The following is a 24,246-nucleotide window of genomic DNA, read 5'->3' on the forward strand; positions in this document are numbered from 1 at the left end:
CGTCACCCCGTCACCCCACACACTCCCGTTCTGCAGGACACCCCCGCGACGGCCCGTCCTGCACAACCGTCGACGAGACATCCTGCACAACGCGTCCTGCACAACCAGAGTCTGCAGAGCACGGCCACCCCAGACGGTCCGCGCGCCCGGCGGCCCAGAAGAGCCTCCGAACGCGAGAGACTGGTCTCGTGAAACTTCATGACGAGAACTACCGCGGCTTCGCTTCAGACAACTACGCCGGCGCTCACCCCGAGGTCATCGCGGCGATCGCGGAGGCCAATGGCGGCCACCAGATCGCCTACGGCGAAGACGTCTACACCGCCCGACTGCAGGACGTGATGAGGCAGCACTTCGGCGACCAGGCCGAGACCTTCCCGGTGTTCAACGGCACCGGGGCGAACGTCACCGCTCTCACCAGCATCCTGCCGCGCTGGGGCGCGGTCGTCGCCACGAGCACCGCCCACATCCACACCGACGAGGGCGGAGCGCCCGAGCGTATCAGCGGCCTCAAGCTGCTCACGATCCCGACGCCGGACGGCAAGCTCACGCCCGACCTCATCGACCGCGAGGCCTGGGGCTGGGGCGACGAGCACCGTCCACAGCCTCTCGCCGTGAGCATCACGCAGACCACCGAGCTCGGCACCCTCTACAGCGTGGACGAGGTGCGCGCCATCGCCGACCATGCCCACTCGCTCCGCATGAAGCTGCACATGGACGGCGCCCGCGTCTCCAACGCCGCGGCCGCCCTGGGTGTGCCGCTGCGCGAGTTCACGACAGATGCCGGGGTCGACATCCTGAGCTTCGGCGGCACCAAGAACGGCGTGCTCTACGGCGAGGCGATCGTCGCGCTCAATCCGGAAGCGTCGGACGGCCTGATCTACCTGCGCAAGCTCAACATGCAGCTCGCGTCGAAGATGCGCTTCGTCTCCGCGCAGCTCATCGCGCTGCTCACCGACAACCTGTGGCTCAATTCGGCGCGGCACGCCAACGCGATGGCGGCACACCTGCGGCGCTCCCTCGAGGCCGAGATCGCCAGCGGCGCCATCGGCGGGCTCTCCTTCAGCCAGGAGACCCAGGCCAACGCCGTGTTCGCGGCGCTGCCCAACGACGCGGCCGACCGCATCCGCGAACGATTCCGCTTCTACGACTGGGACCGCGCGGCCGGCGAGGTTCGCTGGATGACCGCCTTCGACACGACGGAGGACGACGTGAACGCGTTCGTCGCGGCCATCACCGAGGAGCTCTCGGCGTAAGGCGAAGGAGCTACGGCCGCAGCAGCACCTTGATCGCGCGTCGCTCGTCCATGGCCGCGTAGGCCTCCGCGACCTCGGCGAGAGGCAGCTCGAGGTCGAAGACCCGGCCGGGCTGGATCGCGCCTGCGAGCACCTCGGGCAGCAGCTCCTGCACGTAGTTGCGCACGGGAGCGACCCCGCCGTTCACCCCGATGTTGGAGTTGAAGAGGGGACGGATCGGCAGCGCGGAGCCGCCGCCCGGGGCGCCGACATAGCCGACGGTGCCGCCCGGTCGGGTGGAACGGATGGCCTGGTCCATCGACTCGCTCGTGCCGACGCACTCGAGCACGCAGTCCGCTCCGACGCCGTCGAACATCGCCTTGATGCGGGCGACGCCCTCGTCCCCGCGCTCCTCCACGACATCCGTGGCTCCGAACTCGCGGGCGAGCGCCTGGCGCTGCGGATGCCGGGACATCGACACGATCCGCGAGGCGCCGAGTCGCTTCGCGGCGATCACGGCGCACAGTCCGACCGCGCCGTCGCCCACGACCACGACGGTGCTGCCGACCGTGACCCCGGCCGAGACGGCAGCGTGGTGCCCGGTTCCCATCACGTCGGCGAGGCTCAACAGGCCGGGGATGAGTGAGTCATCCGGCTGGCCCGGCGTGGCCACGAGGGAGCCGTCGGCGTGCGGCACGCGCACGAACTCGCCCTGGCCGCCGTCCGCGAAACCGCCGAGGCGGTCGTCGGCGCCCCACCAGCCGCCGTTGAGGCACGAGGTGCTGACGCCGTTGAGGCAGTTAACGCAGGTCATGTCGCAGTCGTAGAAGGGCGCGATCACGAAGTCGCCCGGCCTGATCGTGACGACATCCGGGCCCACCTCGTCCACGATCCCGACGAACTCGTGCCCGATGCGGTGCGGATGGTTCGTGGGCGTCACGCCGCGGTACGGCCAGAGGTCCGAGCCGCAGACGCAGGACGCGACAACGCGCACGATCGCGTCGCCACCGGTCGACAGCCGCGGCTGCTCGACCTCCTCGAGTCGGACATCCCGTTCACCGTGAATCACTGTTGCGCGCATGACTCGAGTTTATTCGAGCCGCCCGTCCCCTTCCGAAATCCATGCAACCCTCAGCCACCTCCGGCGTGTGGGGCAACTACACCCGGCGTGTCGTCAGGAATGCATGGATTTCGGAAGGAGACGGAGGCGGGGCCTACTCCGCCTTGCGGATGCTCAGGGTGTCGTGATCGGAGTCGAGGTCGACCAGCACGGTGTTGCCGTCGCGGATCTCCCCGCTGAGCAGCGCCGTCGCGAGTTTGTCGTCGATCTCGTGCTGCATCAGCCGGCGAAGCGGTCGGGCGCCGTAGGTCGGGTCATAGCCGCGTTCGGCGAGCCAGGCCCGGGCATCCGGGGTCACCGCGAGCTCGAGGCGACGGTCCTGCAGCCGCCTCGACAGCCGGTCGATGTAGAGCTCCACGATCTGGGCGAGGTCGTCCTTCGACAGCGCCGAGAAGATCACGATGTCGTCGAGCCGGTTGAGGAACTCCGGCTTGAACGCCTGGCGCACCATCGCGTTGACCGCGTCCTCCTTGGCCTCGAGGCTCAGCGTCTGGTCGACCAGATACTGGCTGCCGAGGTTGGAGGTGAGGATGAGGATCACGTTGCGGAAGTCCACGGTGCGGCCCTGGCCATCCGTGAGCCGGCCGTCGTCGAGCACCTGAAGCAGCACGTCGAAGACGTCGCTGTGCGCCTTCTCCACCTCGTCGAGCAGCACGACGGAGTACGGGCGTCGCCGCATGGCCTCGGTGAGCTGGCCGCCCTGCTCGTAGCCGATGTAGCCGGGAGGCGCACCGAGCAGCCGGGCGACAGAGTGGCGTTCGCCATACTCGCTCATGTCGATGCGGATCATCGACTTCTCGTTGTCGAAGAGGAACTCGGCGAGTGCCTTGGCGAGCTCCGTCTTGCCCACGCCCGTGGGGCCGAGGAAGAGGAACGATCCGGTGGGGCGGTCCGCGTCGGCGATGCCGGCCCGCGAACGCCGCACGGCCTCGGCGACGGAACGCACGGCACGCTTCTGGCCGACGAGCCGCTTGCCGAGCTCTCCCTCCAGCCCGAGCAACTTCTCGGTCTCGCCCTGCATGAGCCGGCCGACCGGGATGCCCGTCCACATGGCGATCACGGCCGCGATGTCCTCGGCCGTCACCTGGTCGTTGACCATCAGCGGCGTGCCGGCCTCGGACTTCTCCGCCTCGGCGAGCTCCCGCTCGATCACCGGAATCTCGCCGTAGAGCAGCCGGGAGGCCTTCTCGAGGTCGCCCTCGCGCTGGGCCCGCTCGGCCTGCATGCGGGCCGCATCGAGCTTCTCCTTGAGCTCGCCGATGCGGTTGAGCACCGCGCGCTCCTTCTCCCAGCGGTCCTGCAGCTCCTTGAGCGCCATCCCCTTCTCCACCAGGTCGGAGCGGAGCTTCTCGAGCCGTTGCTTGCTCGCCTCGTCCTTCTCCTTCTTCAGCGCGAGCTCCTCGAGCTTGAGCCGGTCGACGCTGCGGCGCAGCTCGTCGATCTCCACCGGGGCCGAGTCGATCTCCATGCGCAGTCGGGAGGCCGCCTCGTCGATGAGGTCGATCGCCTTGTCAGGAAGCTGACGGCCGGAAATGTAGCGGTTGCTCAGCGCCGCGGCGGCGACGAGGGCGGTGTCGGCGATCGCCACCTTGTGGTGGGCCTCGTAGCGTTCCTTGAGCCCGCGCAGGATCGCGATGGTGTCTTCCACGCTCGGCTCGCCCACGAACACCTGCTGGAAGCGGCGCTCGAGCGCGGCATCCTTCTCGATGTACTCGCGGTACTCGTCGAGGGTGGTCGCCCCGATCAGGCGCAGTTCGCCGCGGGCGAGCATGGGCTTGAGCATGTTGGATGCCGCGACCGAGCCCTCCCCGCCGCCCGCGCCCATGAGCGTGTGCAGTTCGTCGACGAAGGTGATGATCTCGCCGTCGGCGTCGTTGATCTCCTTCAGCACGGCCTTGAGGCGTTCCTCGAACTCCCCGCGGTACTTGGCGCCGGCGACGAGGGCGGCCAAGTCGAGAGAGACGAGCCGCTTGCCCTTGAGCGAGTCGGCGACGTCGCCGGCCACGATCCGCTGAGCGAGGCCCTCGACGACGGCGGTCTTGCCGACGCCGGGCTCGCCGATCAGCACCGGGTTGTTCTTGGTGCGACGGGTGAGCACCTGGCTCACGCGCCTGATCTCGGCGTCGCGACCGATCACCGGGTCGAGCTTGCCGGTGCGGGCGATCGCCGTGAGGTCGACACCGTACTTCTCCAGCGCGGATTGCTGCTCCTCGTCGGAGCCGGGGGCGCCCTGCATGTTGGCCATGAGTTCTACCTTTCCAAACTTGAGTCTAATGGACTCAAGTTCACTTCACCAGCGTTCGGGGGAACACGCCTGCGGGAGGACGTGACCGTGAATTTGTTGTTGCGCACCACCTCGCGGGTGGAACCGATCACCGACTGCAGAGTCGGCCGATAGTCGAGGTGCGAGTTGTAGACGGTCCAGAGTTCGCCGCCGGGCCGAAGCACGCGGGCGGCATCCCGGAACAGGCGGTCGGCGAGACCGGTGTGCACGGTCGCCCCCACGTGGAAGGGAGGGTTCAGCACGATCAGGTCGGCGCTCGAGTCCGGTTGGGACTTCAGCCCGTCGTCGCGCACCACCGAGACCCGGTCGGCGAGACCGTTGGCCTCCACGGTGGCGAGCGAGGATGCCACCGCCGCCGCGGACTGGTCGGTGGCGATCACCGAGATGTCCGGGCGTGATCGCGCGAGCGAGACCGCGAGAATGCCCGTGCCGCTGCCGAGATCGATGGCCGTGGCTGCCGCGGGAAGCGCGTCGTCGAGCACCGAGAGCAGCAGCCGGGTGCCGAGGTCGAGCTTCGCCCCGGCGAAGACCGCGCCGTGCGCGCACACCCAGAGCCCGAGCTCCTGGTTGTATTCGCGCACGGGGAAGTTGGATTCGGCGCTGAGCGGCTCGCGGGCGATCAACACCCGGGACTTCTGCCGCGCGAGCGAGACATCCAGTCGGCCGAAGTGCTTCGTGAGCACCGCGTTCATGGTCAGGGACAGGTGCTTGATGCGTCCCCCGGCGAAGACCACAACGGACGGGTCTGCCCAGCGGGCGATCTCGCTCGCGATCTCGTCGAGCTCGGCGAGCGAGCGCGGCACCTGCAGCAGCACGACGGCCGCACCGGAGAGCAGGGACTCGCCGAGCGGCAGGCTGGTCAGCTCGGTCGTGACCCCCCGGGCGTTCGCGGCGAGCGCCGCCTCCCCCACGAGGGCGTCCTGGAACACCCGCACGCCCGTGGCTCCGAGGTTCGCCGCGGCACCGATCGCGAGGGCCCCGTAGTGGTCGTTGATCACGACGACGGTGCCGGGTGCGGCGGCGGCGATCGCGTCGGACGCCTCATCGAGGATGAGCCGGTCGCTCGCGTCCACCGCGAACAGGTTGGGCGCCTCCACGTCTGGCCAGCGGCGCAGCCGGGCCAGATCGAACTGCGGAGCGTCGTTGTCAGGCATTGGTAGCGACCGGGGTGCTGGATGCGACGGGGGCCGCCGGGCGCATGGCGTACGCCATCCACCACCAGCTGAGCCAGCCGATCGCGGCGTTGGAGGCGAGGCTGATGACCGCCGAGACGACGACGAAGGCGAGTACGCCCTGGCCCCAGGACGGCGAACCCCACGACGACCCGACCACCACGAGGCGGGTGAAGAAACCCAGGATGTCCGAGACGAACCACGAGGCCACGACGGCGATTCCCGCCCCGGCCCAGGTGACCGCCCACGGTCGGCGCACGTGGTGCGCGGCGAGCACGCGCGCGCTCACGACGACGGCGGCGATCATCAGCACGACGCCGACCACCACGACCAGCACGAGCGGCAGGATCCACGGGGCGGGGTCGAGCCCGGAGACGAACCGGTCGAATCCGGCGTTCGAGGTGTCGGACGAGGCGCTGGCCCAGCGCACGATCAGGGAAAGGAACGCCACGAGCAGCGCGAGGGCGATGGGCAGGGCGACCATCGCGTAGCCGAGGCCGAGCAGCACGAATCCGATAGCCCCGGCGATCACCGTTCCCCGTCTGGCTTCCGCGGTGAGCGGGGGGCGGATGGCACGCGGCGCGTAGGCGGCCTGGTACGGAGACGAGTCGGACATGGTGCGGATTCCTTCGTTCGGCTGGTCGTGCGGGGGGAACGGGGGCGAATCAGTCATGGCCGAGTGGCCGCCACACCACCACCTGGGTGTTTCGACGGGCGCGCGTTCCCGCCTTGATCGACACGACATCCCCCGACTCGCCGGCGGCGAACACCCGCTGCCCCGGGCGCGAGATCATCTCGTCGGCGAGGGCGTGCTCGAGCTCACGAACACGACGGCTGAGGGCGGCGACCTGGTTTTCGAGTTGAAGCACGCGCCGGATGCCCTCGAGGCTCACTCCCTCGGCGCCGAGTCTCGCGATCTCGCGCAGCTGGTCGATGTCGCGCATGGAATACCGCCGGGACTGCCCAGACGTGCGCTGCGGGATCACCAATTCGAGCCGATCGTACTGGCGCAGCGTCTGCGGGTGCATCCCCGCGAGCTCCGCGGCGATCGCGATCGCGAACACCGGGTCCGTCGACTCCACGGTCAGCCCCTCCTCGCCTTGTCGATGAGCTCGGCGCGCGGGTTCTCCGCCGGCTGAAGCGCGGCGAAATTCTCGAGCGCCTCGCGCGCCTCGGCGGTGAGGTGGGCCGGAACGGCCACCTGCACCGTGGCGAGCAGGTCGCCGACGCCCTTCGTGGAGGTGACTCCACGGCCCTTCACGCGCAGCACGCGGCCACTCGGGGTACCGGGGGCGACCCGCAGCTTCACGGGTTCCGCGCCGAGAGTGGGAACCTCGATCGTCGCGCCGAGCGTCGCCTCGGTGAAGGTGACCGGCACATCCACCCGCAGGTTGAGTCCGTCGCGCTCGAACACCGGATGCCGCCGCACGGTGATCGTGAGAACGAGGTCGCCAGGGGCGCCGCCGTCGTGGCTCGATTCACCCTTGCCCTTGAGACGGATCTTCTGGCCGTCGCTCACGCCGGCCGGGATCTTGACGCTGATCGGCTTGCCCTCCGCCGGCTGCAGCTTCACCGTGTCGCCGTTGATGGCCGTGACGAAGTCGAGGGTGGTGCTCGCGGCGAGGTCCCGACCCTTGGTCGGCCCGGCCGCCCCGCGGAAGCCGCCGCTCGACTGGCCGAATGTGCCGCCGCCGAACAGGCCGCCGAAGATGTCGTCGAAGCCGCCGGCTCCGGCGCCGCTCGGCGTGTACGCGCCTCGCTGCGCGCCCTGCCCGAACATGCCGCCGAACACGTCCTCGAAGCCGCCGGCCTGGCCGGACCCTCCGGACGTGAAGCGCGGCCGCCCGGGGCCCATCGCGCGCATCTGGTCGTACTCCTTGCGCTGCTCCGGGTCGCCGAGCACCGAGTGCGCCTCGCTGATCTCCTTGAACTTCGCCTCGGCCGCAGCATCCCCCGGGTTCGAGTCCGGGTGGTACTTGCGGGCGAGCTTGCGGTACGTCTTCTTGAGATCGGCCGCCGAGACGTCCTTGGACACGCCGAGCACGGCGTAGAAGTCCTTATCGAACCAGTCCTGGCTGGCCATGGGCGCCTCCCTGCTGAAACTTGCTGTGATCGATTGTCACAGAGACTGACCTTCCCGGGCGCTCACGGGGCGGCGGGTATCCCCGCCGCCCCGTTTCACGCTATTCCGCCGGAACGGAGACGGCGACCTTCGCCGGACGCAGCAACCGCTCGCCCAGCTTGTAGCCGGGGGCGATCACGTCGGCGACGGTGTTGACCGTCACGTCGGGGGTCGGTAGTTGCACGAGCGCCTCGTGCAGGTGCGGATCGAAGACGTCGCCCTTCGCCCCCACCAGGGAGAGCCCGAACTTGTCGAGACCGGCGCGCAGCTTCTGGGCGATGACGGCCATCGGCCCATCCTCCAGGTCGCCGTGCGCCTCGGCGAGCGCGAGGTCGTCGAGCACCGGAAGCAGGCTCTTCACGACCTCGGCGATCACCACCTCACGGCTTGCCGCCCGTTCGCGGTCGACCCGCTTGCGATAGTTCGCAAACTCGGCCTGCACGCGCTTGAGGTCGGCGAGGTGCTCGAGCGCCACGTCCACGTTCTCGCTCGCCGCCGGCGCCTCGGTCGTCTGGCCGGTGAGGAAGGCGAGATCCTCGTCGGTGAACGACGTCTCGATGTCCGGCCCCTCGGCCTCGATGATCTCCTCGCCGGTCGTGTCTGGCGTGGTCGGCTCGTTGCCGTCCTCGTCCTCCGGGGGATTCGGGTTCTTTTTGTTGGCCATGACTACTTCTTGCCTTCCTCAGGCTCGTCGTCCACAACCTCGGCATCGACGATGTCCTCGTCATCGGCCGGGGCCTCCTTGGGGGCCTCGTCCGACGCGGCCGGCTCGGAGGCCGCCGCCTGCTCCTGCGAGTAGATGGCCTGGCCGATCTTCTGCTGGCTCTCGCTGAGAGTGTCGAAGGCGGTCTTCACGGCCGTCTCGTCGTCGCCGGCGAGGGCGCTCTTGAGGGCGTCGACATCCGCCTGCACCTCGGTCTTCACGTCGTCCGGCAGCTTGTCGGCGTTGTCCTTGATGAGCTTGTCGGTGGAGTACGCGAGCTGCTCGGCGGTGTTGCGGGTCTCGGCGGCCTCGCGGCGGGCCTTGTCTTCCGCGGCGTGCTCCTCGGCCTCGCGCACCATGCGCTCGATGTCGTCCTTGGAGAGGGATGAGCCTCCCGTGATCGTCATCGACTGCTCCTTGCCGGTGCCCTTGTCCTTGGCGGACACGTGCACGATGCCGTTGGCGTCGATGTCGAAGGTGACCTCCACCTGCGGAACGCCACGGGGCGCCGGCGCGATGCCGGTGAGCTCGAAGGTGCCGAGGTTCTTGTTGTCGCGGGTGAACTCGCGCTCGCCCTGGAACACCTGGATCGCCACGGACGGCTGGTTGTCGTCGGCCGTCGTGAAGGTCTCGCTGCGCTTGGTCGGGATGGCCGTGTTGCGCTCGATGAGCTTGGTCATGATGCCGCCCTTGGTCTCGATGCCGAGGCTCAGGGGGGTCACGTCGATGAGCAGAACGTCCTTGCGCTCGCCCTTCAGCACGCCGGCCTGGAGGGCGGCGCCCACCGCGACCACCTCATCCGGGTTGACGCCCTTGTTCGGGTCCTTGCCGCCGGTGAGCTGCTTGACCAGCTCGACCACGGCGGGCATGCGGGTCGATCCGCCCACCAGCACCACGTGCGCGACGTCGGCGACCTTGATGCCGGCCTCCTTGATCACGTCCTGGAACGGCTTGCGGGTGCGCTCGAGCAGGTCGGAGGTGAGCTCCTCGAACTTCGCGCGGGTGAGGGTCTCGTCGAGGTTGGCCGGGCCGTTCTCGGTGAGCGAGAGGTACGGGAGCTGGATGCTCGTGCTCATCGAGCTCGAGAGCTCCTTCTTCGCCTGCTCCGCGGCCTCCTTGAGGCGCTGCTTGGCGATCTTGTCCTTCGACACGTCGACGCCGGTGGAGTCCTTGAAGCGCTTGATCAGGTGGTCGACGACGCGCTGGTCCCAGTCGTCGCCGCCGAGGCGGTTGTCGCCGGCGGTCGAGCGCACCTGAATGGTGGAGAAGTCGTCGTCCTTGCCCACCTCGAGCAGCGACACGTCGAAGGTTCCGCCTCCGAGGTCGAAGACGAGGATGAGCTCGTCCTCCTTGCCCTTGTCGAGGCCGTAGGCGAGGGCGGCCGCGGTCGGCTCGTTGATGATGCGCAGCACGTTGAGTCCGGCGATCTCACCGGCCTCCTTGGTGGCCTGGCGCTCGGCGTCGTTGAAGTAGGCGGGAACGGTGATCACGGCATCCGTCACCGTGTCGCCGAGGTACTGCTCGGCGTCGCGCTTGAGCTTGCCGAGGATGCGGGCCGAGATCTCCTGGGGCGTGTACTTCTTGCCGTCGATGTCGACGGTCCAGTTCGTGCCCATGTGGCGCTTGACCGACGAGATCGTGCGGTCGACGTTGGTGACGTTCTGGCGCTTCGCGGTCTCACCGACCAGCACCTCGCCATCCTTGGTGAACGCGACGACGGAGGGGGTGGTGCGGAAACCCTCGGCGTTCGTGATGACGGTGGGTTCTCCACCTTCGAGAACGGAGACCACCGAGTTGGTGGTTCCCAGGTCAATGCCTACTGCTCGAGCCATGTGCTCAATCTCCTTGGTGCTGTGCGTCAGTTCGCGCGGGGTTTCGCGGGTTCGTACGTCGAAGTTCGCGGCGAGACTTGAGTCTCACGTACTCAAGTTTGGAACCTGCGGATTTCTTTGTCAAGTTCCCGGACCAAAACTTGAGTCAATCCCGCTCAACTCTCAGTTTCCGGCCCGGGCAGCGTCGGGCTCCGGCCTGCTCCGCTCGCTCGCCGCCCGCTTCCGAAAACGCAGGAGTCTCTCGCCCGACGCCCCGCATCCGTCGCCTGATCGCCGCCCTGACCGCGGATCTCCTGCGTTTTCGAAAAAGGAGGGGCGGCCGGTTCCCGCGTTGTTTGCGTGCCGCCGCTACCCTGTGACCATGACGGACACGACACCCGGCGCGCCGGCGGCCAACGTAGCGGCGAGTACGGTCGCCGGACTCGACCTGCAGGCCGGAAAGAAGATCCCGCGCGGCTGGGTCGTGGCCTGGGCGTTCTGGGACTGGGGCGGCGCCGCCTTCAACGCCGTCATCACCACCTTCGTGTTCACCGTGTACCTCACGAGCAGCTACTTCGTCAGCCCCGCCATCACCGCGGCGCGGGATGCCGAGACCGACCTGAAGGGTCCGGCGCACGCCGCCTTCACCGCCGCGCAGGCCTCCCTCACGTCCGGGCTCGGCTTCGGACTCGCGGCGGCGGGCGTCATCGTGGCCCTCATCGCGCCGGTGCTTGGGCAGCGCACGGATGCCTCCGGCCGCCGCAAGCTCTGGCTCGCCATCAACACGGGGGTGGTGGTGGTCGCGACCGCGCTGCTCTTCTTCGTGCAGGGCAAGCCCGCCTACTTCGTGCTTGGGGTGGTGCTCATCTCCGTGGGCACCGTCTTCTACGAGATCGCCACCGTCAACTACAACGCCATGCTCATCCAGGTGTCGACTCCGCGATCCGTCGGCAAGGTGAGCGGCCTCGGCTGGGGCGCCGGCTACCTCGGCGGGATCGTGCTGCTGCTCTTCGTGCTGCTCGGGCTGGTGGGTCTGACCGAGAGCTCGGGAGGCTTCCTCGGCGTCTCGCACGACAACGGCCTCAACATCCGCATCATCGCGGTCATCTCCGCGGCCTGGACTCTCGTGTTCTCGCTGCCGATCCTGTTCACCGTGCCCGAGATCGAGGCGGCCAGCCGCCGGGTGAAGGTGGGCTTCTTCCAGTCCTACGTCGTGCTGGTGCGGGATGTCGCCACCCTGTGGAAGGAGAGCCGCAACACCGTGCTCTTCCTCATCTCGAGCGCGCTGTTCCGCGACGGGCTGGTCGGGGTGTTCACCTTCGGCGGCATCCTCGCCCAGGGCACCTTCGGCTTCTCCAGCGGCCAGGTGATCATCTTCGCGATCGCCGCCAACGTCGTCGCGGGCGTGAGCACGTTCATCTCCGGGCTGTTCGACGACCGGTTCGGCGCGAAGCCGGTGATAGTCGTCTCCCTGGTCGGCCTGATCCTGGCCGGGATCGGTGTCTTCCTCGCCCACGACCTGGGCGCCGGCGCGTTCTGGATCGGCGGCCTCATCCTCTGCCTCTTCGTCGGACCGGCACAGTCGGCCAGCCGCACGTTCCTCGCCCGCATCACCCCGGCGGGCCGCGAGGGCGAGGTCTTCGGCCTCTACGCCACGACCGGGCGCGCGGTGAGCTTCCTCGCCCCCCTGCTGTTCTCCACCTTCGTGGCGGTCGCCGGGGCACAGTACTGGGGCATCCTGGGCATAGTGATCGTGCTGCTCCTCGGCCTTCTGCTGCTCATCCCGGTGAAGTCGCGTCGGGAGTTCACCCCGGTGAGGTAGGCGGCCCGGGTGGCGCTCGCGGCCCGCAGTTGACAGGCTGAGGCAATGACATCCACCGCCGACAAGGCCGCCCTCCTCGCCTCGCTGCACATCCCGGGCGAGCCTCTCATCGTCACCAACGTGTGGGACGCCGTCACGGCGCGAATCGTGGCGCAGGCCCGCGGGGTGAAGGCGCTCGCCACCGCGAGCCACGCGGTGAGCTTCGTGCACGGGGTTCCGGACAACGAGGGCCTCACCGTTCAGCAGGCGCTCGAGACCGCGCGACTCATCGCCGGCGCCGTGGAGATTCCGGTGTCCGTCGACTTCGAGAAGGGCTACGCCCCGGATGCCGCGGGCGTGCGGGAGAACGTGGCCCGCCTGATCGAGGCGGGCGCGGCCGGCCTCAACATCGAGGACTCGCTCGAGTCGGCGAGCGGACCGCTACGCGAGCCGGCGGACGCCGCATCCCGGGTCGCCGCCGCCCGCCGCGCCGCGGAGGACGCGGGCGTGCCGCTCGCGATCAACGCGCGCGTCGACTCCCTCGTGAGCAAGCCGGCCGACTGGGCCGGGGCGATGGACCGCGCCAACCGTTACCTGGACGCCGGGGCCACGAGCGTCTTCGTGCTGCGCCTGCCCACGGAGGGACTGGTCGAGCGCGCGGTGCGCGACGTGAACGGACCCGTCGCGGTGATCGCCGACCCCAACTCCGTGCCGCTCAAGCGGCTCGCCGAGCTCGGCATCGCGCGGGTGAGCTTCGGCCCGGGCACGCTCGGCCTCACCCTCGCCCACCTGCAGCGGGCGGCGGCCACCCTCACGGCCCTCGGCGACTACCCGGCGGAGCTCGGCTTCGCCTACTAGGGCCATCGGCGGCGCCTCGCGTAGCCTTGGCTCATGACTGATCAACGTCCGATCGGATTCTGGCTCAAGCTCGTCGACCGCCTGATCGACGAGCGGTTCGCGCTCACCCTCGAGGAGCACGGCGTCACCCGGCGCCAGTGGCAGCTGCTGAATGTGCTCGCGCGGGGCAACGCCACCGTCGAGGCGCTGGATGCCGCGGTGGAGCCCTTCCTCGCCGTGGACGACGGGGAGTCGGCCGACGAACACCTGGCCGAGCTCGTGGACAGCGGCTGGGTGGCGGTCACGCCGTCGGGCTACGAGCTGACCGAGCACGGCCGCACCGCGCTCAACGGACTCTCGGTGGTGGTGCAGGCCAATCGCGAACTCGCCAGCCAGGGCGTGACCGAGGAGGAGTACGACCGCACCCTCGCCACCCTCGAGCGGATCGCCCGCAACCTGGGCTGGAGCGAGACCTGATCTAGGGCATATGGGACTTGACATATATGAGCTGAGTCTCATATGGTGAGGTCATGTCCCTCCGCAACGCGGTCCTCGGCTTCCTCTCGGTAGCCCCGAGCACCGGCTACGACCTCAAGTCGCACTTCGACGGCAGCGTGCGGCAGTTCTGGACGGCCGACCAGGCCCAGATCTACCGGGTTCTCGGCCAGCTCGCGCAGGACGGCCTCGTCACCGTCGAGGTGATCCCCCAACCCGATCGCCCCGACCGCAAGGTGCACCACATCACCCCCGCCGGGCTCGCGGAGCTCGACGGCTGGCTCGCCTCGCCCCTCGATGCGCAGACGGTGCGCGAGCCCTTCCTGCTGCGCCTCTTCTTCGCCGGGCGCCTCGGCGCGGCGGGAGTCCTCGACCTCATCGACGCCCGCACCGCCGCCGCCGAAGGGCAGCTGGCCGCCCTCGGCGCGGTTCGCGCCCAGCAGCCGAACCCGGCGGACCTCGAGCGGGCGCTTCGCCTCGCGACCCTGGACAACGGCATCCGCCACACCCAGACCGAACTCGACTGGCTGCGCGACCTGCGCGGAACGGTCACCACCAACACCACGACCACCACCACGACGAAGGAGCAGGAACAATGACCGCCAACGTCACCAAAACAGCCGCGAGGGCCGCGGCAATCGGCCTCGCCGGCACCGCCCTCTTCCAGGCCGCGCTCGCGGGCGGGGTGCCCTGGGGCGCTGCCGCCTGGGGCGGGCTCTACGAGCAACTGCCCGCCCAACTGCGGGTGAGCAGCGCGATCTCCGCCGTGGTGCTGCTGGCCGCCGCCGTGCTCGTGCTTCGCCGAGCCGGCCTCTGGGGCTCCCCCTCGACGCCCGTGCGAGTGCTCACCTGGGCGCTCGTGCCGCTGCTCGCGCTGAGCGCGCTCGGCAACTTCGCCTCCGCGAGCCGGTGGGAGAACCTGCTGATGGGCCCGGTGGCGCTGCTGCTCTCGGTGCTCTGCGTGCTCGTCGCCCGGTCGACTGTGCCCTCTCGGAGGGTGTGACCAGGGGCGCGGCCCGAGCGGGCCCGCCACGCCGGACGGCGCGCCCGCCTCTCGGGAGGCGCGCCGTCCGCGTGGCCGTCGCGAGGCCGGCCGGGCGAACCCGGGCCCTACTTGCGAAGCGCGACCGCCTCGTCGTGCGAGTTCTCGACGACGGCGAATTCCTGGTCGTCGTCGTAGGACTTCGCCTTGGCGACGCCGTAGATGATCAGCGCATAGACGGCCTTGGCGAGGATGTCGGCGACCGAGTATCCGACCTGCTTGAAGACCCAGGCATCCGCCCCGCCGATGTTCAGCAGCGGCAGCAGGTAGGCGATGGGGTAGACGCCCCAGCTGAGCAGCAGCAGGAACCTCAGCCGACCGAGCGTCCTCCGCACGGACGCGGGCTGCTTGTCGAGGGACTTGCTCAGCTGCACGAAGAGCACGTACAGGATGTACGCGAACGGGATCGTGGAGAGCAAGCCGAATAGCCCGCGGAGGCCGTTGTCGCCGCTGATCTCCCCCGGGTAGCCGAGGGCGATCATGAGGGCCGCCGCCGGCACGAGTCGCACGAGCAGCGCCGACTGCACCTTGCGGGCGAGCGCGAGCACCGCGATGAGCTCGACGAGGAGCAGCGGCACCGTGAGCAGCCAGTCCACGTAGCGATAGCCCTCATTGAATGAGGCCCCGGCCGCCTGGCTGTAGTTGCCGGTGCCGCCCACCGACTTCGTGACGAAGGCGGCCCGGAACGAGTCGAAGATGCGGAAGTAGTGATAGGCCGCGATGCCGCAGACCACGATCGCCACCGTGATGGCCTGGCGATAGCGCGGGAGAATCCGCGGGAGCGAGATCAGCAGGAAGACGGCCGTGAACAGCTGCGACGCGATGACGAGCGACAGGAAGTTGTAGACGGTGGCGTATTGCCCGTGGGAAAGGATGTCGGGAATCACGTGGTTCTCCTCTTGACGTGCGGTGAAGGTGGTTGGAACTAACTAATTAAATGTATAAGTTACTTAGAAAGTCAACTGTTGAACGATCTGGGGTCGGTTCACTCATAAACTGGTGATTCGAGAGAGGCGGGGTGCTGATGAGCGGCGAATCCGGCCAGTCCCATACCCTCGCTGGCTTCCCGGCGGCTGCCGTCGAATTCGTCAACGTGCTGCAGCACAACCGTGAACGGATCGCGAAGGACGCCGGGCTCTCGGCGAGCGAGCTGCGGGCGCTGTTCCGGGTGGCCGCGGCCGTGAGCGTCACCCCCAAGGACCTTGCCGAGTACCTCGACATGACGACCGCGGCCGTCACCTTCATCTCGCGCCGGCTGGTGGACGCCGGGCTCCTGCACCGGGTCGATCATCCGAACGATCGCCGGAGTCTCTACCTCGAGCTCACTCCGCTGGCACACCAGATGATGCTCGACATCCACCACGACTTCGTCGCGCTGCTGGAAGCGGCAACCAGCGAGCTGGGGGCCGACGAACTCGACAGGTTCACGGCGTCACTGCGGTCGGTGGCCCGATCGATCGTGAGCCAGTCCGCGCGGGCGGACGCCGTCGCCGCGAACGAGACAACCCGCACCGACGGGCAGTCGACCACGCACCTCTAGGCTGCCTGGATCCTCCTTGGCGACGCGGCGCGCGGTGCCGGCGGCGGGCGGGCGCGGTGATCTAGGTGAGCAACCCGTACCAGATGAGCAGCATCGTCACGAGGAACCCGGTGACGAAGTTGAGCCAGAGAAACCGCTTCCAGCCGCGGTTGGCGCGCTCGGCATCCGCATCGGTAATGGACCAGTAGGGCAGCACGCTCGCGGCGTACGGCAGCATGAGGATCGCCGAGAACGGGCCGGGAAGCCTCGTGAACAGCAGCAGCACGGCGGCGAGGAGGTAGGCAAAGAACGAGAGTCGCACCGTGGCCCGGCCACCGATCACGGTCGCGACGGAGCCGATGCCGCCCTCGCGGTCGGGCACGATGTCCTGCACGGCCCCGAAGGCGTGCGAGGCGATGCCCCAGAGGAAGAACGCGGCCAGCAGCGCCCACAGCGCCGGGGTGAAGACGGCGCCGGCCAGCACGAGGCCGTAGACCGCCGGCGAGACGAAGTGGGTGCTCGAGGTGAGCGAGTCGAGGAACGGCCGCTCCTTGAACCGCAGCCGCGGGGCCGAATAGGCGATCACCGCGAACACGCTGATCGCCAGCACGAGCCAGGACAGCGGGTTCCCGACCGCGACGAGGAACACGAGGAACGGCACGTTGAGAATCACCGCCGCCCACAGAGTCAGCCGGTGCACCCCCGGGTCGAGCAGCGCCCCCTCCACCCCGCCCTTGCGCGGATTGTGCAGGTCGGACTCGTAGTCGAACACGTCGTTGATGCCGTACATCGCGAGGTTGTACGGAATGAGGAAGTAGATGGTTCCGACGATGAACGCCGCGTCGATGTGCCGCGTCGCCATGAAGTAGGCGGCCGCGAAGGGGAACGCGGTGTTCACCCAGCTGAGCGGGCGGGAGGAGACGAAGAGGCTCTTAGCGGCGTTCATCGCGGCGCCTCCCCAGAAGAATCCAGAGCGACGGCAGCAGCAGCACGGCCGCCACGGGATAGGCGAAGTCCTCGAGCGGCGCGATGCCGATGAACGCGCCGGAGATCTTCGCCGGGTCGTAGCCGACCAGGCCCACCCCGATCATCAGGTTGTCGAAGATCGCCGTCGTCACCAGCAGCAGCGCGCCGGCGAGGGCGACGGATGCCCAGGGCAGGCCACCGCGACGCCGGCCGGCCACGAGGGCGAGGCAGCCGATCACGGCCACCGCCCCGAGAAAGACCGCGTTGAGCGCCCAGTAGCTCATGACGCTCGCGCCCCGCGGCGGGCGAGCGCCTGCGTCGCCGCCCCGACCGCGTTCATGGTGAGGTAGCAGAGCAGCGTGAGGAAGAAGACCTCCTCCACCGGCAGCTCCGGCGCGATCACGAGCCCGGTCATGAAGCTGGTCTCGCCGCGGAAGAATATGCCGAGGCCGATGCCTGCGACGTCCCAGGCGAGGAAGAAGACGACGCCCAGCACGAGCACGATCGTCGCCCGCCGGGCATCCGCCCAGAAGAACAGGCGGAACCGGCGGTCGAGCAGCACCATTCCGGTGAGCGCGATCGCGAGCGCGACGAGGTACAGCGCGCCCACTAGCCGACCGTCGGCCGGAGGGGTTCGGGCAGCGCCTCCGTCGACACGTCTCCACGCAGCCGCTTGACCAACACCTCGGCGCTGATGAGGCACATCGGAAGCCCGATCCCCGGGATGGTCGACCCACCCGCGTAGTAGAGCCCGGCGACCTTCTTGCTTATATTCCCGGCGCGGAACATAGCGCTCTGGCCCAGCGTGTGGGCCGGCCCCAGGGCCGTCCCCCGCCAGGTGTGGAGGTCGTTCTCGAAGTCGCCGGGGCCCACCGTCTTGCGCACCACGATGCGCGAGGCGAGGTCTGGAATGCCCGCCCACTCCGCGATCTGTTCGATCACTGTGTCAGCGAGCACCTCGATCCTGGTGTCGCCGTCGCCGTCCACATCACCGCGGCCGATCTGCGGGTCGGCCGGAATCGGCACGAGCACGAAGAGATTCTCGAAGCCCTCCGGGGCCACCGACGGGTCGAGGCCGCTCGGCTTGCAGACGTAGAGCGACGCGGGCTCTGGGATCGACGACTCGGCCCCGAAGATCCTCTCGAACCCCGCCTTCCAGTCCCGGGCGAAGAAGAGCGTGTGGTGCTCGAGCTGCGGCAGCTCTCCCCGAACACCCAGATAGATCAGCAGGGCGCTCGGACCGGGAGTCTTGCGATCCCAATAGGCCTGCGGGTAGGTCTGCAGTTCCGGCGGCAGGAGGCGTGTCTCGGTGTGGTGCAGGTCGGCGGCCGACACGACGATGTCCGCGGCCAGCTTCTGCATGCTCCCGGAGGCATCCGTGTACTCGACGCCCGTCGCGACGCCGTCGCGGGTGGTGATCGCGGTTGCCGTGGCCCGGGTGATGATGGTGACGCCCTGCGCCCTGGCGAGGTTGGCGATCTGATCGATGAGCCGGGTGAAGCCGCCCATGGGGTACATGACGCCGCCCTCGAAGTCGAGGTGGCTCATCAGGTGATACATGCTGGGGGCGATATATGGCGAGGATCCGAGGAACACGGCAGGGTAGCCCAGGATCTGGCGCAGCCGGTTGTCCTTCACGGTGCGGTCGACGAGGCTCGAGAGCGGGCGCAGCAGCAGCGTCGCCAGCGTGGCCGTGCGGGAGAGCACGTCGCGGCGCAGCAGCGGGCGGATGTCGGCGAAGCTCGTGTAGAGAAACCGCAGCTTGGCGATCTCGTAGGTCTCCCGAGCAGAGTTCAGGTACCGCTCCATGCGCGGCCGGGAGCCGGGCTCGACCCGCTCGAAGAGGTCGAGGTTCTGCTCGCGGTTGGCCGTGATGTCGAGCGGCTCGGCCTCACCCTCGAAGATCACCCGGTAACCGGGATCGAGGGTTACCAGCTTCAGCTGCTCCTCGGCGCTCGTGCCCAGCAGCTTGAAGAAGTGGTCGAAGACCTCGGGCATGAGGTACCAGCTCGGCCCGGTGTCGAAGCGGAAGCCGTCCTGCTCCCACGAGCCGGCCCGTCCGCCCACGTTCGGCAGCGCTTCGATCAGCGTGACGGTGTGGCCGTCCTTGGCGAGCAGGGCCGCGGAGGCGAGGCCGGCGATGCCGCCGCCGATCACGACGACGGCGCTCACGAGGCCACCCTCGGCGTGCGGCCGACCGCGGCACCGGCGGCGATGCGCAGCTTCACCGGGTTGGGCACGCGCACCCGGGAGCGCACAAGCTGGCTGGCCGGGGTGGCGCGGAGCCGAACGGAGAGTTCCGTGAAGAGGCCCTGGGCGAGGGCGACGGCCCGGCGGGAGGTGCTGGGCAGCGACGGGATCACGGCGGCCGACACCCGCAGGTCCGCGTCGATGTCGTCGAGGAGGCGCACCTTGTCGGCCTCGGTGAACGACTCGACGCGCACGCCGGGAAAGTAGCTGCGGCCGAGCGTCTCGAAGTCGTCGGAGAGGTCGCGCAGAAAGTTGACCTTCTGGAAGGCGGCTCCGAGCCGGCGCGCGCCGTGCACGAGCCGGGCATCCTCCGCCTCGCTCACCTCTACGCCCTCGAGGAAGGCGCGCAGGCACATGAGCCCCACGACCTCGGCCGACCCGTAGACGTAGCGCTCGAAGCTCTGGTCATCGTGTTCCGTCTCACTCAGGTCAGCGCGCATCGACTCGAAGAACGGCGCGGTGAGCTCCGCGCCGAACCCCGTCTGCCTCGCCGTGCGGGCGAAGGCGTGGATCACGAGGTTCGCGCTGTAGCCCTGGGTCATGGCCGCCTCGGTGTCCCGTTCGAGGTCGTTGAGCACCCGGGCGGTGTGCACCTGGTCGAGCCCGGCCTCGGCGGCGCCGCCGTCCACCACCTCGTCCGCGATGCGCACGAAGGCGTAGATGTTCTCCACGTGCCGGCGCACTGGCGGCGCGAGCAGCCGGGAGGCGAGGCCGAACGACGTGGAGTAGCGGCGGATCACGACGCTCGCGGTCTCCTCGGCGACCCGGTCGTAGAGGCTGAGCCGACTCACGCTCGGCCGCCTGCCGAGGGAGACGGAACGTGACTTCGCGCGTTTCTGGCTAGGCTGATTGGGCACTCCCGCACGGCGTCGATCTGGGCGTCGCTCCGCACCGGCGGAGTCCTCAGATCGTGGCCAGTCACATCCTCAGGGTATCGGACAGTCATGACCACAACCGCGGAACTCGTCGTTCTCGTAGACGACTCAGGGAATCCCGTCGGCACGGCGGAGAAATTCTCAGTGCACGGCGTCGAGACCCCGCTGCACCTCGCCTTTTCCTGCCACGTCTACGACCGGCACGGACGAGTGCTCGTCACCCGGCGCGCTCTCGGCAAGCTCACGTGGCCGGGGGTGTGGACCAACTCGTTCTGCGGTCATCCTGGTCCTGGCGAACGGCTCGAGGACGCTCTCGCTCGCCGCGCCCGCCTCGAACTCGGCATCACGATCGAGGGTCTCGAGCCGGTGCTTCCGCACTTTCGCTACCGTGCCGTCGACGCCTCCGGGGTGGTGGAGAACGAGATCTGCCCCGTCTATCGGGCGGTGACCACGGATGCCGTGCGCGCCAACCCCGACGAGGTGGCCGAATACGAGTGGCTCGACCCGGCCGCACTCCGCGACGCGGTCGCCGCGGCGCCCTTCGCCTTCAGCCCGTGGCTTGTGCTGCAGCTCGAGCAGTGGAAGTCGCCGGTCTGACTAGTCGAGCAGGCTCTCGCCGCGCGAGATGTCTGTGCGGTGGAAGTTCTGGAATGAGCGGGATGCCGTCGGCCCGCGCTGTCCCTGGTAGCGCGAGCTGTACTCGGCTGAGCCGTACGGCTTCTCGGCGGGAGACGTGAGGCGGATGAAACAGAGCTGCCCGATCTTCATCCCTGGCCACAGCTTGATCGGCAGGGTGGCGACGTTCGACAGCTCGAGCGTGACGTGGCCGCTGAAACCCGGGTCCACGAAGCCGGCGGTGGAATGGGTGAGCAGACCCAGGCGGCCGAGCGAGCTCTTGCCCTCGAGGCGCGCGGCGATGTCATCCGGAAGCGTCACCAGCTCATAGGTGGAGCCGAGCACGAACTCGCCGGGGTGCAGGATGAACGGCTGGTTGGGCGCCGCCTCGACGAGCCGGGTGAGCTCCGGCTGATCTTCGGCCGGATCGATGAACGGATACTTGTGGTTGTCGAACAGGCGGAAGAACCCGTCGAGCCGCACGTCGATGCTCGAGGGCTGGATCATCTCCGGCTCGTACGGGTCGAGCCCGATGCGCCCAGAGTCGAGTTCGATCTTGATGTCGCGGTCCGAAAGCAGCATGGCCACGAGACTACCGGAGCGCGCGACGCCCCTGCCGCCCGCGATACGATGGAGCGGTGCCGCGCGCGAGTGCGGCCACGCGAGCGTAGTTCAATGGCAGAACTCCAGCTTCCCAAGCTGGTAGTGCGGGTTCGATTCCCGTCGCTCGCTCTGAAACCGTTCCGTGTGCGGATGTGGATTCTCAGGCCAGATGAGACTTGTCTCAATCCAGATGAGACCGCAGGCTCGGCTTCTCGGTGGTCACCGGGTCGAGCACCCGAGCGGTGTCTGCAACGGAGACGAGCTGGTCCCTGTGACAGCTCGTTCTGTGGGCTTCACCTTGAGGGTCGACGCGGGACGGGTACTCTTCTGCCGTCCCCGCGATTCCGCTGCGGCCACTGGTCTAGACACCTAGCCCAGTTCACGGGCTGCAATGCCGCTCGGGCGAGGCGCCCTCTCCCGTATAGTGAGTTTGGGTCCGGTTTTGTGGTATTTGCTCGAAGCCGCGTGCTTTCTCGCACGGATCCAAATACCTAAAGCTCTGAAGGGAACCACCCGTGCCATTTGCCCCGTCCACGAAACCAACGCCAGCCCGCTCGAAGCTGAGTCGCTCCGGCCTCTTCGTCTCCGCCGGCCTCGTCGCCGCATTGGCGATCGGCGTGCCCGTCGCCGCGAATGCCGCCCCGGCCCCGGCCACTGTCGTCCTCAGCTCCACGACGGCGACCGCCACCGCCTATGTGGGGATCACCGCCGACGGCTTCCAGCCGAACGAGGCCCTCACTTTCACGTTGGACGCAGCGACGCTGCCCACGTACCCGGGTTCCACCAACACCGCAGGAACGTCCGATGCCGCCGGAAAGTTCGAGGGTAGCGCCTATATTCCGGCGGCAACCACCGTCGGAACGCACACGATCACCGTGACGGGCACGACAACAGCGGCCGCCTCGACCACTATCACGATCGTGGCCCAGCCGACCTCCAGCGTTAACACGCCCAGCGTTTCACTCTCCACCTATTCCAGCAAGGGAGTAACGGCAACCTTCGCTGGGTTCGCCCCGGGCGCAACGGTCTCCTTCGGGATCGGCGGTGGCCAAACGGGTGATCAAGCCGGAGCAGATGCCGTCGCGAACGCGTCAGGCGTCGTGACCCTCACCTACGTGCCGAAGGCGGGTAGCTCCTTCTCGACCGTGGGCAGCTACACGCTGTCGGCGTTCGCCGCGTCGGGCAGCATCGCGGCCACGCCAGCCGCGTTCACTGTGGTGGCCGACTCGGCCGTTACCCCGGCGGATCCCGCCACCCCGGTCAAGAAGCCGGCTAGCTTCACCGGCTAATCACCGACGCATAAAGCTGATTCGCCGGACCGGGGGTTAACCTCGGCCCGGCGAATCTTCTTCTTTTCGCCCTCGGATACTGAAAGCACTCGAATGACCTTGCGCCACTTCACCCCTGCTGCGCCACTGTTCGTTGTGCTCGCGGCGTCCGCGCTGCTCACCGGACTGGCTCTGACGGGATGCGCGGCCACGGCCTCGCCGCACAGCACGCCCGCTACGCAGAACTCGGCCCCGCCGCATCCGCACGTCAACGTGCCAACGCCCGCCCCACCCCTCTGGGTCGGAACCTCTGCGACCGCCAACACGGCGACGCTCACGGTCTATGCCGCGCCGGGCGGAACCGCGACCAGCACCCTCAGCAACCCGCAGCCCTCCGGGGCGCCGCTCACCCTTCTCGTTGCCGCGAACAACGGGGCGTGGCTGCAGGTGAAGCTCGCGCAGCGGCCGAACGGAAGCACCGGCTGGGTCAAGGCCGACGCGGTGACGCTGCACAGCCTCGCGTACAGCCTGAGGGCGTCCACGGAGCAGAACACGCTCTCGCTCTACAAGAACTCCATGCTGGTGAAGACCTTCACCGTGGCGACCGGCACCGGCGGAACCCCCACGCCGCACGGCGACTTCTACCTCACCGAACTGCTCGCCCCCACCAACACCGGCTACGGGCCGTACGCGTTCGGACTCTCCGCCTACTCCGAGGTGTTGAGCAGCTTCGGCGGCGGCCCCGGCCAGATCGGGCTGCACGGCACGAATGACGCGGCGAGCATCGGGCGGGCTGTGAGCCACGGATGCATTCGGCTCGCCAACCCGGACATCACCGAGCTGGCGAAACTGCTGCCACTGGGCACCCCAATCTCCATCTCGTAGACCCGGCGCGACAGATCGAGCCCGATCCGTCGGCAATCTTCCGCAGCGCGGGACACCTCGTTCAAATCGGTGGGGTTTGGAAGTGGCAGGGTCTCCCTTAGGCGCCCACAGGCATGGAACCCCGCGCTCGCCTTCGATTGGGCGAATCTCATTTGACTTGAGACGAAAATTCGCGGCCTGGAATCCTGATCTTCAATGATCAGTCGGTGTCAACTTCTCGCGGAAGTCTCAACTGGCCTGAGAATCCACATGTGCTCTATCTGGCCGGATGATTAATGCCCACGGAACTTGATAATCCCAGAATGCCGCAGCGGAACAACGGCAGGTCATGGGTCTCTTCCCAGGTCGCGATTGACGTACCTCAGCGCGAATCCTTTGCGCGGGTCTGACGGACACGGCGACCAATGCGAATCTGCGCCCTGTCGGCCGATGTGCTGACTGTCCCTTTTGCGGGCGGTCTCAACTGACCCCTGTTTCAGGCTCGGCCATGAGCGACCCATCGCGATTACGGTTGGAGGGTGCTCACAAACGATCCGCTGCCCGAACGCCCCGCTCCCGACAACCCTTCGGGGAAGTTGGTTTTGTTGCGCCATGGGGAGACGGAGTGGTCCAAGGAAGGACGCCACACAGGACTCACGGATGTTCC

26 protein-coding genes and 1 tRNA gene are annotated in these 24,246 nt (G+C 68.3%); 12 read left to right on the top strand and 15 right to left on the bottom strand.

The features are described 5' to 3' along the window. Nucleotides 1-188: 188 nt before the first annotated feature. The gene (locus tag ACHZD8_RS12620) at nt 189-1,253 is read left to right on the top strand and encodes a threonine aldolase family protein (RefSeq protein WP_394770778.1); all 1,065 of its coding nucleotides are present in this window, start codon (nt 189-191) and stop codon (nt 1,251-1,253) included. Between the two features lie 10 nt (nt 1,254-1,263). On the opposite strand, the gene ACHZD8_RS12625 is transcribed toward ACHZD8_RS12620, so the two are convergent. The 8 genes from ACHZD8_RS12625 to dnaK form a co-directional block, all read right to left on the bottom strand. Then, nucleotides 1,264-2,313, bottom strand: coding sequence for a zinc-dependent alcohol dehydrogenase family protein (locus ACHZD8_RS12625; RefSeq protein ID WP_394770779.1), 1,050 nt, complete (start codon nt 2,311-2,313; stop codon nt 1,264-1,266). Nucleotides 2,314-2,446: 133 nt separating this feature from the next. Continuing rightward, a complete protein-coding gene (locus ACHZD8_RS12630; RefSeq protein ID WP_394770780.1) occupies nt 2,447-4,597 on the bottom strand; it encodes an ATP-dependent Clp protease ATP-binding subunit in 2,151 nt (716 codons plus the stop codon). 5 nt (nt 4,598-4,602) lie between these two features. Beyond that, nucleotides 4,603-5,790, bottom strand: a complete 1,188-nt coding sequence (locus ACHZD8_RS12635) for a class I SAM-dependent methyltransferase (protein WP_394770781.1) — start codon at nt 5,788-5,790, stop codon at nt 4,603-4,605. After that, nucleotides 5,783-6,424, bottom strand: coding sequence for a hypothetical protein (locus ACHZD8_RS12640; protein ID WP_394770782.1), 642 nt, complete (start codon nt 6,422-6,424; stop codon nt 5,783-5,785). The genes ACHZD8_RS12635 and ACHZD8_RS12640 overlap by 8 nt, the downstream gene beginning before the upstream one ends. A 49-nt stretch (nt 6,425-6,473) precedes the next feature. Beyond that, the gene (locus ACHZD8_RS12645; protein ID WP_394770783.1) at nt 6,474-6,890 is read right to left on the bottom strand and encodes a heat shock protein transcriptional repressor HspR; all 417 of its coding nucleotides are present in this window, start codon (nt 6,888-6,890) and stop codon (nt 6,474-6,476) included. A gap of 2 nt (nt 6,891-6,892) precedes the next feature. Then, complete coding sequence (locus tag ACHZD8_RS12650) at nt 6,893-7,891, bottom strand: DnaJ C-terminal domain-containing protein (protein ID WP_394770784.1); 999 nt, start codon at nt 7,889-7,891, stop codon at nt 6,893-6,895. Between the two features lie 100 nt (nt 7,892-7,991). After that, nucleotides 7,992-8,594: a nucleotide exchange factor GrpE gene (locus ACHZD8_RS12655; RefSeq protein ID WP_394770785.1), complete on the bottom strand. Its 603-nt coding sequence runs from the start codon at nt 8,592-8,594 to the stop codon at nt 7,992-7,994. A 2-nt stretch (nt 8,595-8,596) separates the two neighbouring features. Further along, complete coding sequence (gene dnaK, locus ACHZD8_RS12660; RefSeq protein ID WP_394770786.1) at nt 8,597-10,465, bottom strand: molecular chaperone DnaK; 1,869 nt, start codon at nt 10,463-10,465, stop codon at nt 8,597-8,599. A gap of 361 nt (nt 10,466-10,826) precedes the next feature. Between dnaK and ACHZD8_RS12665 the strand changes: the two genes are divergently transcribed. The 5 genes from ACHZD8_RS12665 to ACHZD8_RS12685 are packed head-to-tail and all read left to right on the top strand — an operon-like array spanning nt 10,827 to nt 14,580. Next, a complete protein-coding gene (locus tag ACHZD8_RS12665) occupies nt 10,827-12,266 on the top strand; it encodes an MFS transporter (RefSeq protein WP_394770787.1) in 1,440 nt (479 codons plus the stop codon). Between the two features lie 45 nt (nt 12,267-12,311). Further along, on the top strand, nt 12,312-13,103 hold the full coding sequence (locus ACHZD8_RS12670; protein ID WP_394770788.1) for an isocitrate lyase/phosphoenolpyruvate mutase family protein: 792 nt from the start codon (nt 12,312-12,314) through the stop codon (nt 13,101-13,103). Nucleotides 13,104-13,136: 33 nt separating this feature from the next. After that, nucleotides 13,137-13,559, top strand: a complete 423-nt coding sequence (locus tag ACHZD8_RS12675) for a MarR family winged helix-turn-helix transcriptional regulator (protein WP_394770789.1) — start codon at nt 13,137-13,139, stop codon at nt 13,557-13,559. Between the two features lie 53 nt (nt 13,560-13,612). Further along, entirely contained in the window at nt 13,613-14,176 is a 564-nt protein-coding gene (locus ACHZD8_RS12680) for a PadR family transcriptional regulator (protein WP_394770790.1), read from the top strand. Continuing rightward, nucleotides 14,173-14,580 (top strand): hypothetical protein, encoded by a 408-nt coding sequence (locus ACHZD8_RS12685; RefSeq protein ID WP_394770791.1) that lies wholly within the window; start codon nt 14,173-14,175, stop codon nt 14,578-14,580. The genes ACHZD8_RS12680 and ACHZD8_RS12685 overlap by 4 nt, the downstream gene beginning before the upstream one ends. A gap of 107 nt (nt 14,581-14,687) precedes the next feature. Here the strand turns inward: ACHZD8_RS12685 and ACHZD8_RS12690 are convergent, their stop codons facing one another. Beyond that, the gene (locus tag ACHZD8_RS12690) at nt 14,688-15,506 is read right to left on the bottom strand and encodes a bacteriorhodopsin-like (protein WP_394770792.1); all 819 of its coding nucleotides are present in this window, start codon (nt 15,504-15,506) and stop codon (nt 14,688-14,690) included. Nucleotides 15,507-15,643: 137 nt separating this feature from the next. Between ACHZD8_RS12690 and ACHZD8_RS12695 the strand changes: the two genes are divergently transcribed. After that, nucleotides 15,644-16,159, top strand: coding sequence for a MarR family winged helix-turn-helix transcriptional regulator (locus ACHZD8_RS12695; protein ID WP_394770793.1), 516 nt, complete (start codon nt 15,644-15,646; stop codon nt 16,157-16,159). Between the two features lie 61 nt (nt 16,160-16,220). On the opposite strand, the gene ACHZD8_RS12700 is transcribed toward ACHZD8_RS12695, so the two are convergent. From ACHZD8_RS12700 to ACHZD8_RS12720, 5 genes are read right to left on the bottom strand one after another with little or no spacing between them, the layout of a single operon-like run. Beyond that, on the bottom strand, nt 16,221-17,084 hold the full coding sequence (locus ACHZD8_RS12700; RefSeq protein ID WP_394770794.1) for a prenyltransferase: 864 nt from the start codon (nt 17,082-17,084) through the stop codon (nt 16,221-16,223). Then, nucleotides 17,071-17,388, bottom strand: coding sequence for a lycopene cyclase domain-containing protein (locus ACHZD8_RS12705; RefSeq protein WP_394770795.1), 318 nt, complete (start codon nt 17,386-17,388; stop codon nt 17,071-17,073). Before ACHZD8_RS12705 ends, ACHZD8_RS12700 begins: the two co-directional genes overlap by 14 nt. Then, nucleotides 17,385-17,714 (bottom strand): lycopene cyclase domain-containing protein, encoded by a 330-nt coding sequence (locus tag ACHZD8_RS12710; protein ID WP_394770796.1) that lies wholly within the window; start codon nt 17,712-17,714, stop codon nt 17,385-17,387. Before ACHZD8_RS12710 ends, ACHZD8_RS12705 begins: the two co-directional genes overlap by 4 nt. Continuing rightward, on the bottom strand, nt 17,714-19,276 hold the full coding sequence (crtI, locus tag ACHZD8_RS12715) for a phytoene desaturase family protein (RefSeq protein ID WP_394770797.1): 1,563 nt from the start codon (nt 19,274-19,276) through the stop codon (nt 17,714-17,716). Before crtI ends, ACHZD8_RS12710 begins: the two co-directional genes overlap by 1 nt. Then, the gene (locus tag ACHZD8_RS12720; protein WP_394770798.1) at nt 19,273-20,145 is read right to left on the bottom strand and encodes a phytoene/squalene synthase family protein; all 873 of its coding nucleotides are present in this window, start codon (nt 20,143-20,145) and stop codon (nt 19,273-19,275) included. The genes crtI and ACHZD8_RS12720 overlap by 4 nt, the downstream gene beginning before the upstream one ends. A gap of 153 nt (nt 20,146-20,298) precedes the next feature. Between ACHZD8_RS12720 and idi the strand changes: the two genes are divergently transcribed. Further along, on the top strand, nt 20,299-20,826 hold the full coding sequence (gene idi, locus ACHZD8_RS12725) for an isopentenyl-diphosphate Delta-isomerase (protein ID WP_394770799.1): 528 nt from the start codon (nt 20,299-20,301) through the stop codon (nt 20,824-20,826). Here the strand turns inward: idi and dcd are convergent, their stop codons facing one another. Further along, complete coding sequence (gene dcd / locus ACHZD8_RS12730; RefSeq protein WP_147785237.1) at nt 20,827-21,426, bottom strand: dCTP deaminase; 600 nt, start codon at nt 21,424-21,426, stop codon at nt 20,827-20,829. 79 nt (nt 21,427-21,505) lie between these two features. On the opposite strand from dcd, the gene ACHZD8_RS12735 reads away from it, so the two are divergent. From ACHZD8_RS12735 to ACHZD8_RS12750, 4 genes are all read left to right on the top strand, one after another. Further along, nucleotides 21,506-21,576 (top strand) — tRNA-Gly (locus tag ACHZD8_RS12735). A gap of 386 nt (nt 21,577-21,962) precedes the next feature. Next, nucleotides 21,963-22,736 (top strand): hypothetical protein, encoded by a 774-nt coding sequence (locus ACHZD8_RS12740; protein ID WP_394770800.1) that lies wholly within the window; start codon nt 21,963-21,965, stop codon nt 22,734-22,736. Between the two features lie 93 nt (nt 22,737-22,829). Next, complete coding sequence (locus ACHZD8_RS12745) at nt 22,830-23,600, top strand: L,D-transpeptidase family protein (protein ID WP_394770801.1); 771 nt, start codon at nt 22,830-22,832, stop codon at nt 23,598-23,600. Between the two features lie 518 nt (nt 23,601-24,118). Continuing rightward, nucleotides 24,119-24,246 (top strand): histidine phosphatase family protein (locus ACHZD8_RS12750; protein ID WP_394770803.1); only part of this gene is annotated, 128 nt, incomplete at its 3' end.

Source organism: Lacisediminihabitans sp. (genome assembly GCF_043726815.1).
Classification (GTDB): Bacteria; Actinomycetota; Actinomycetes; order Actinomycetales; family Microbacteriaceae; genus Lacisediminihabitans.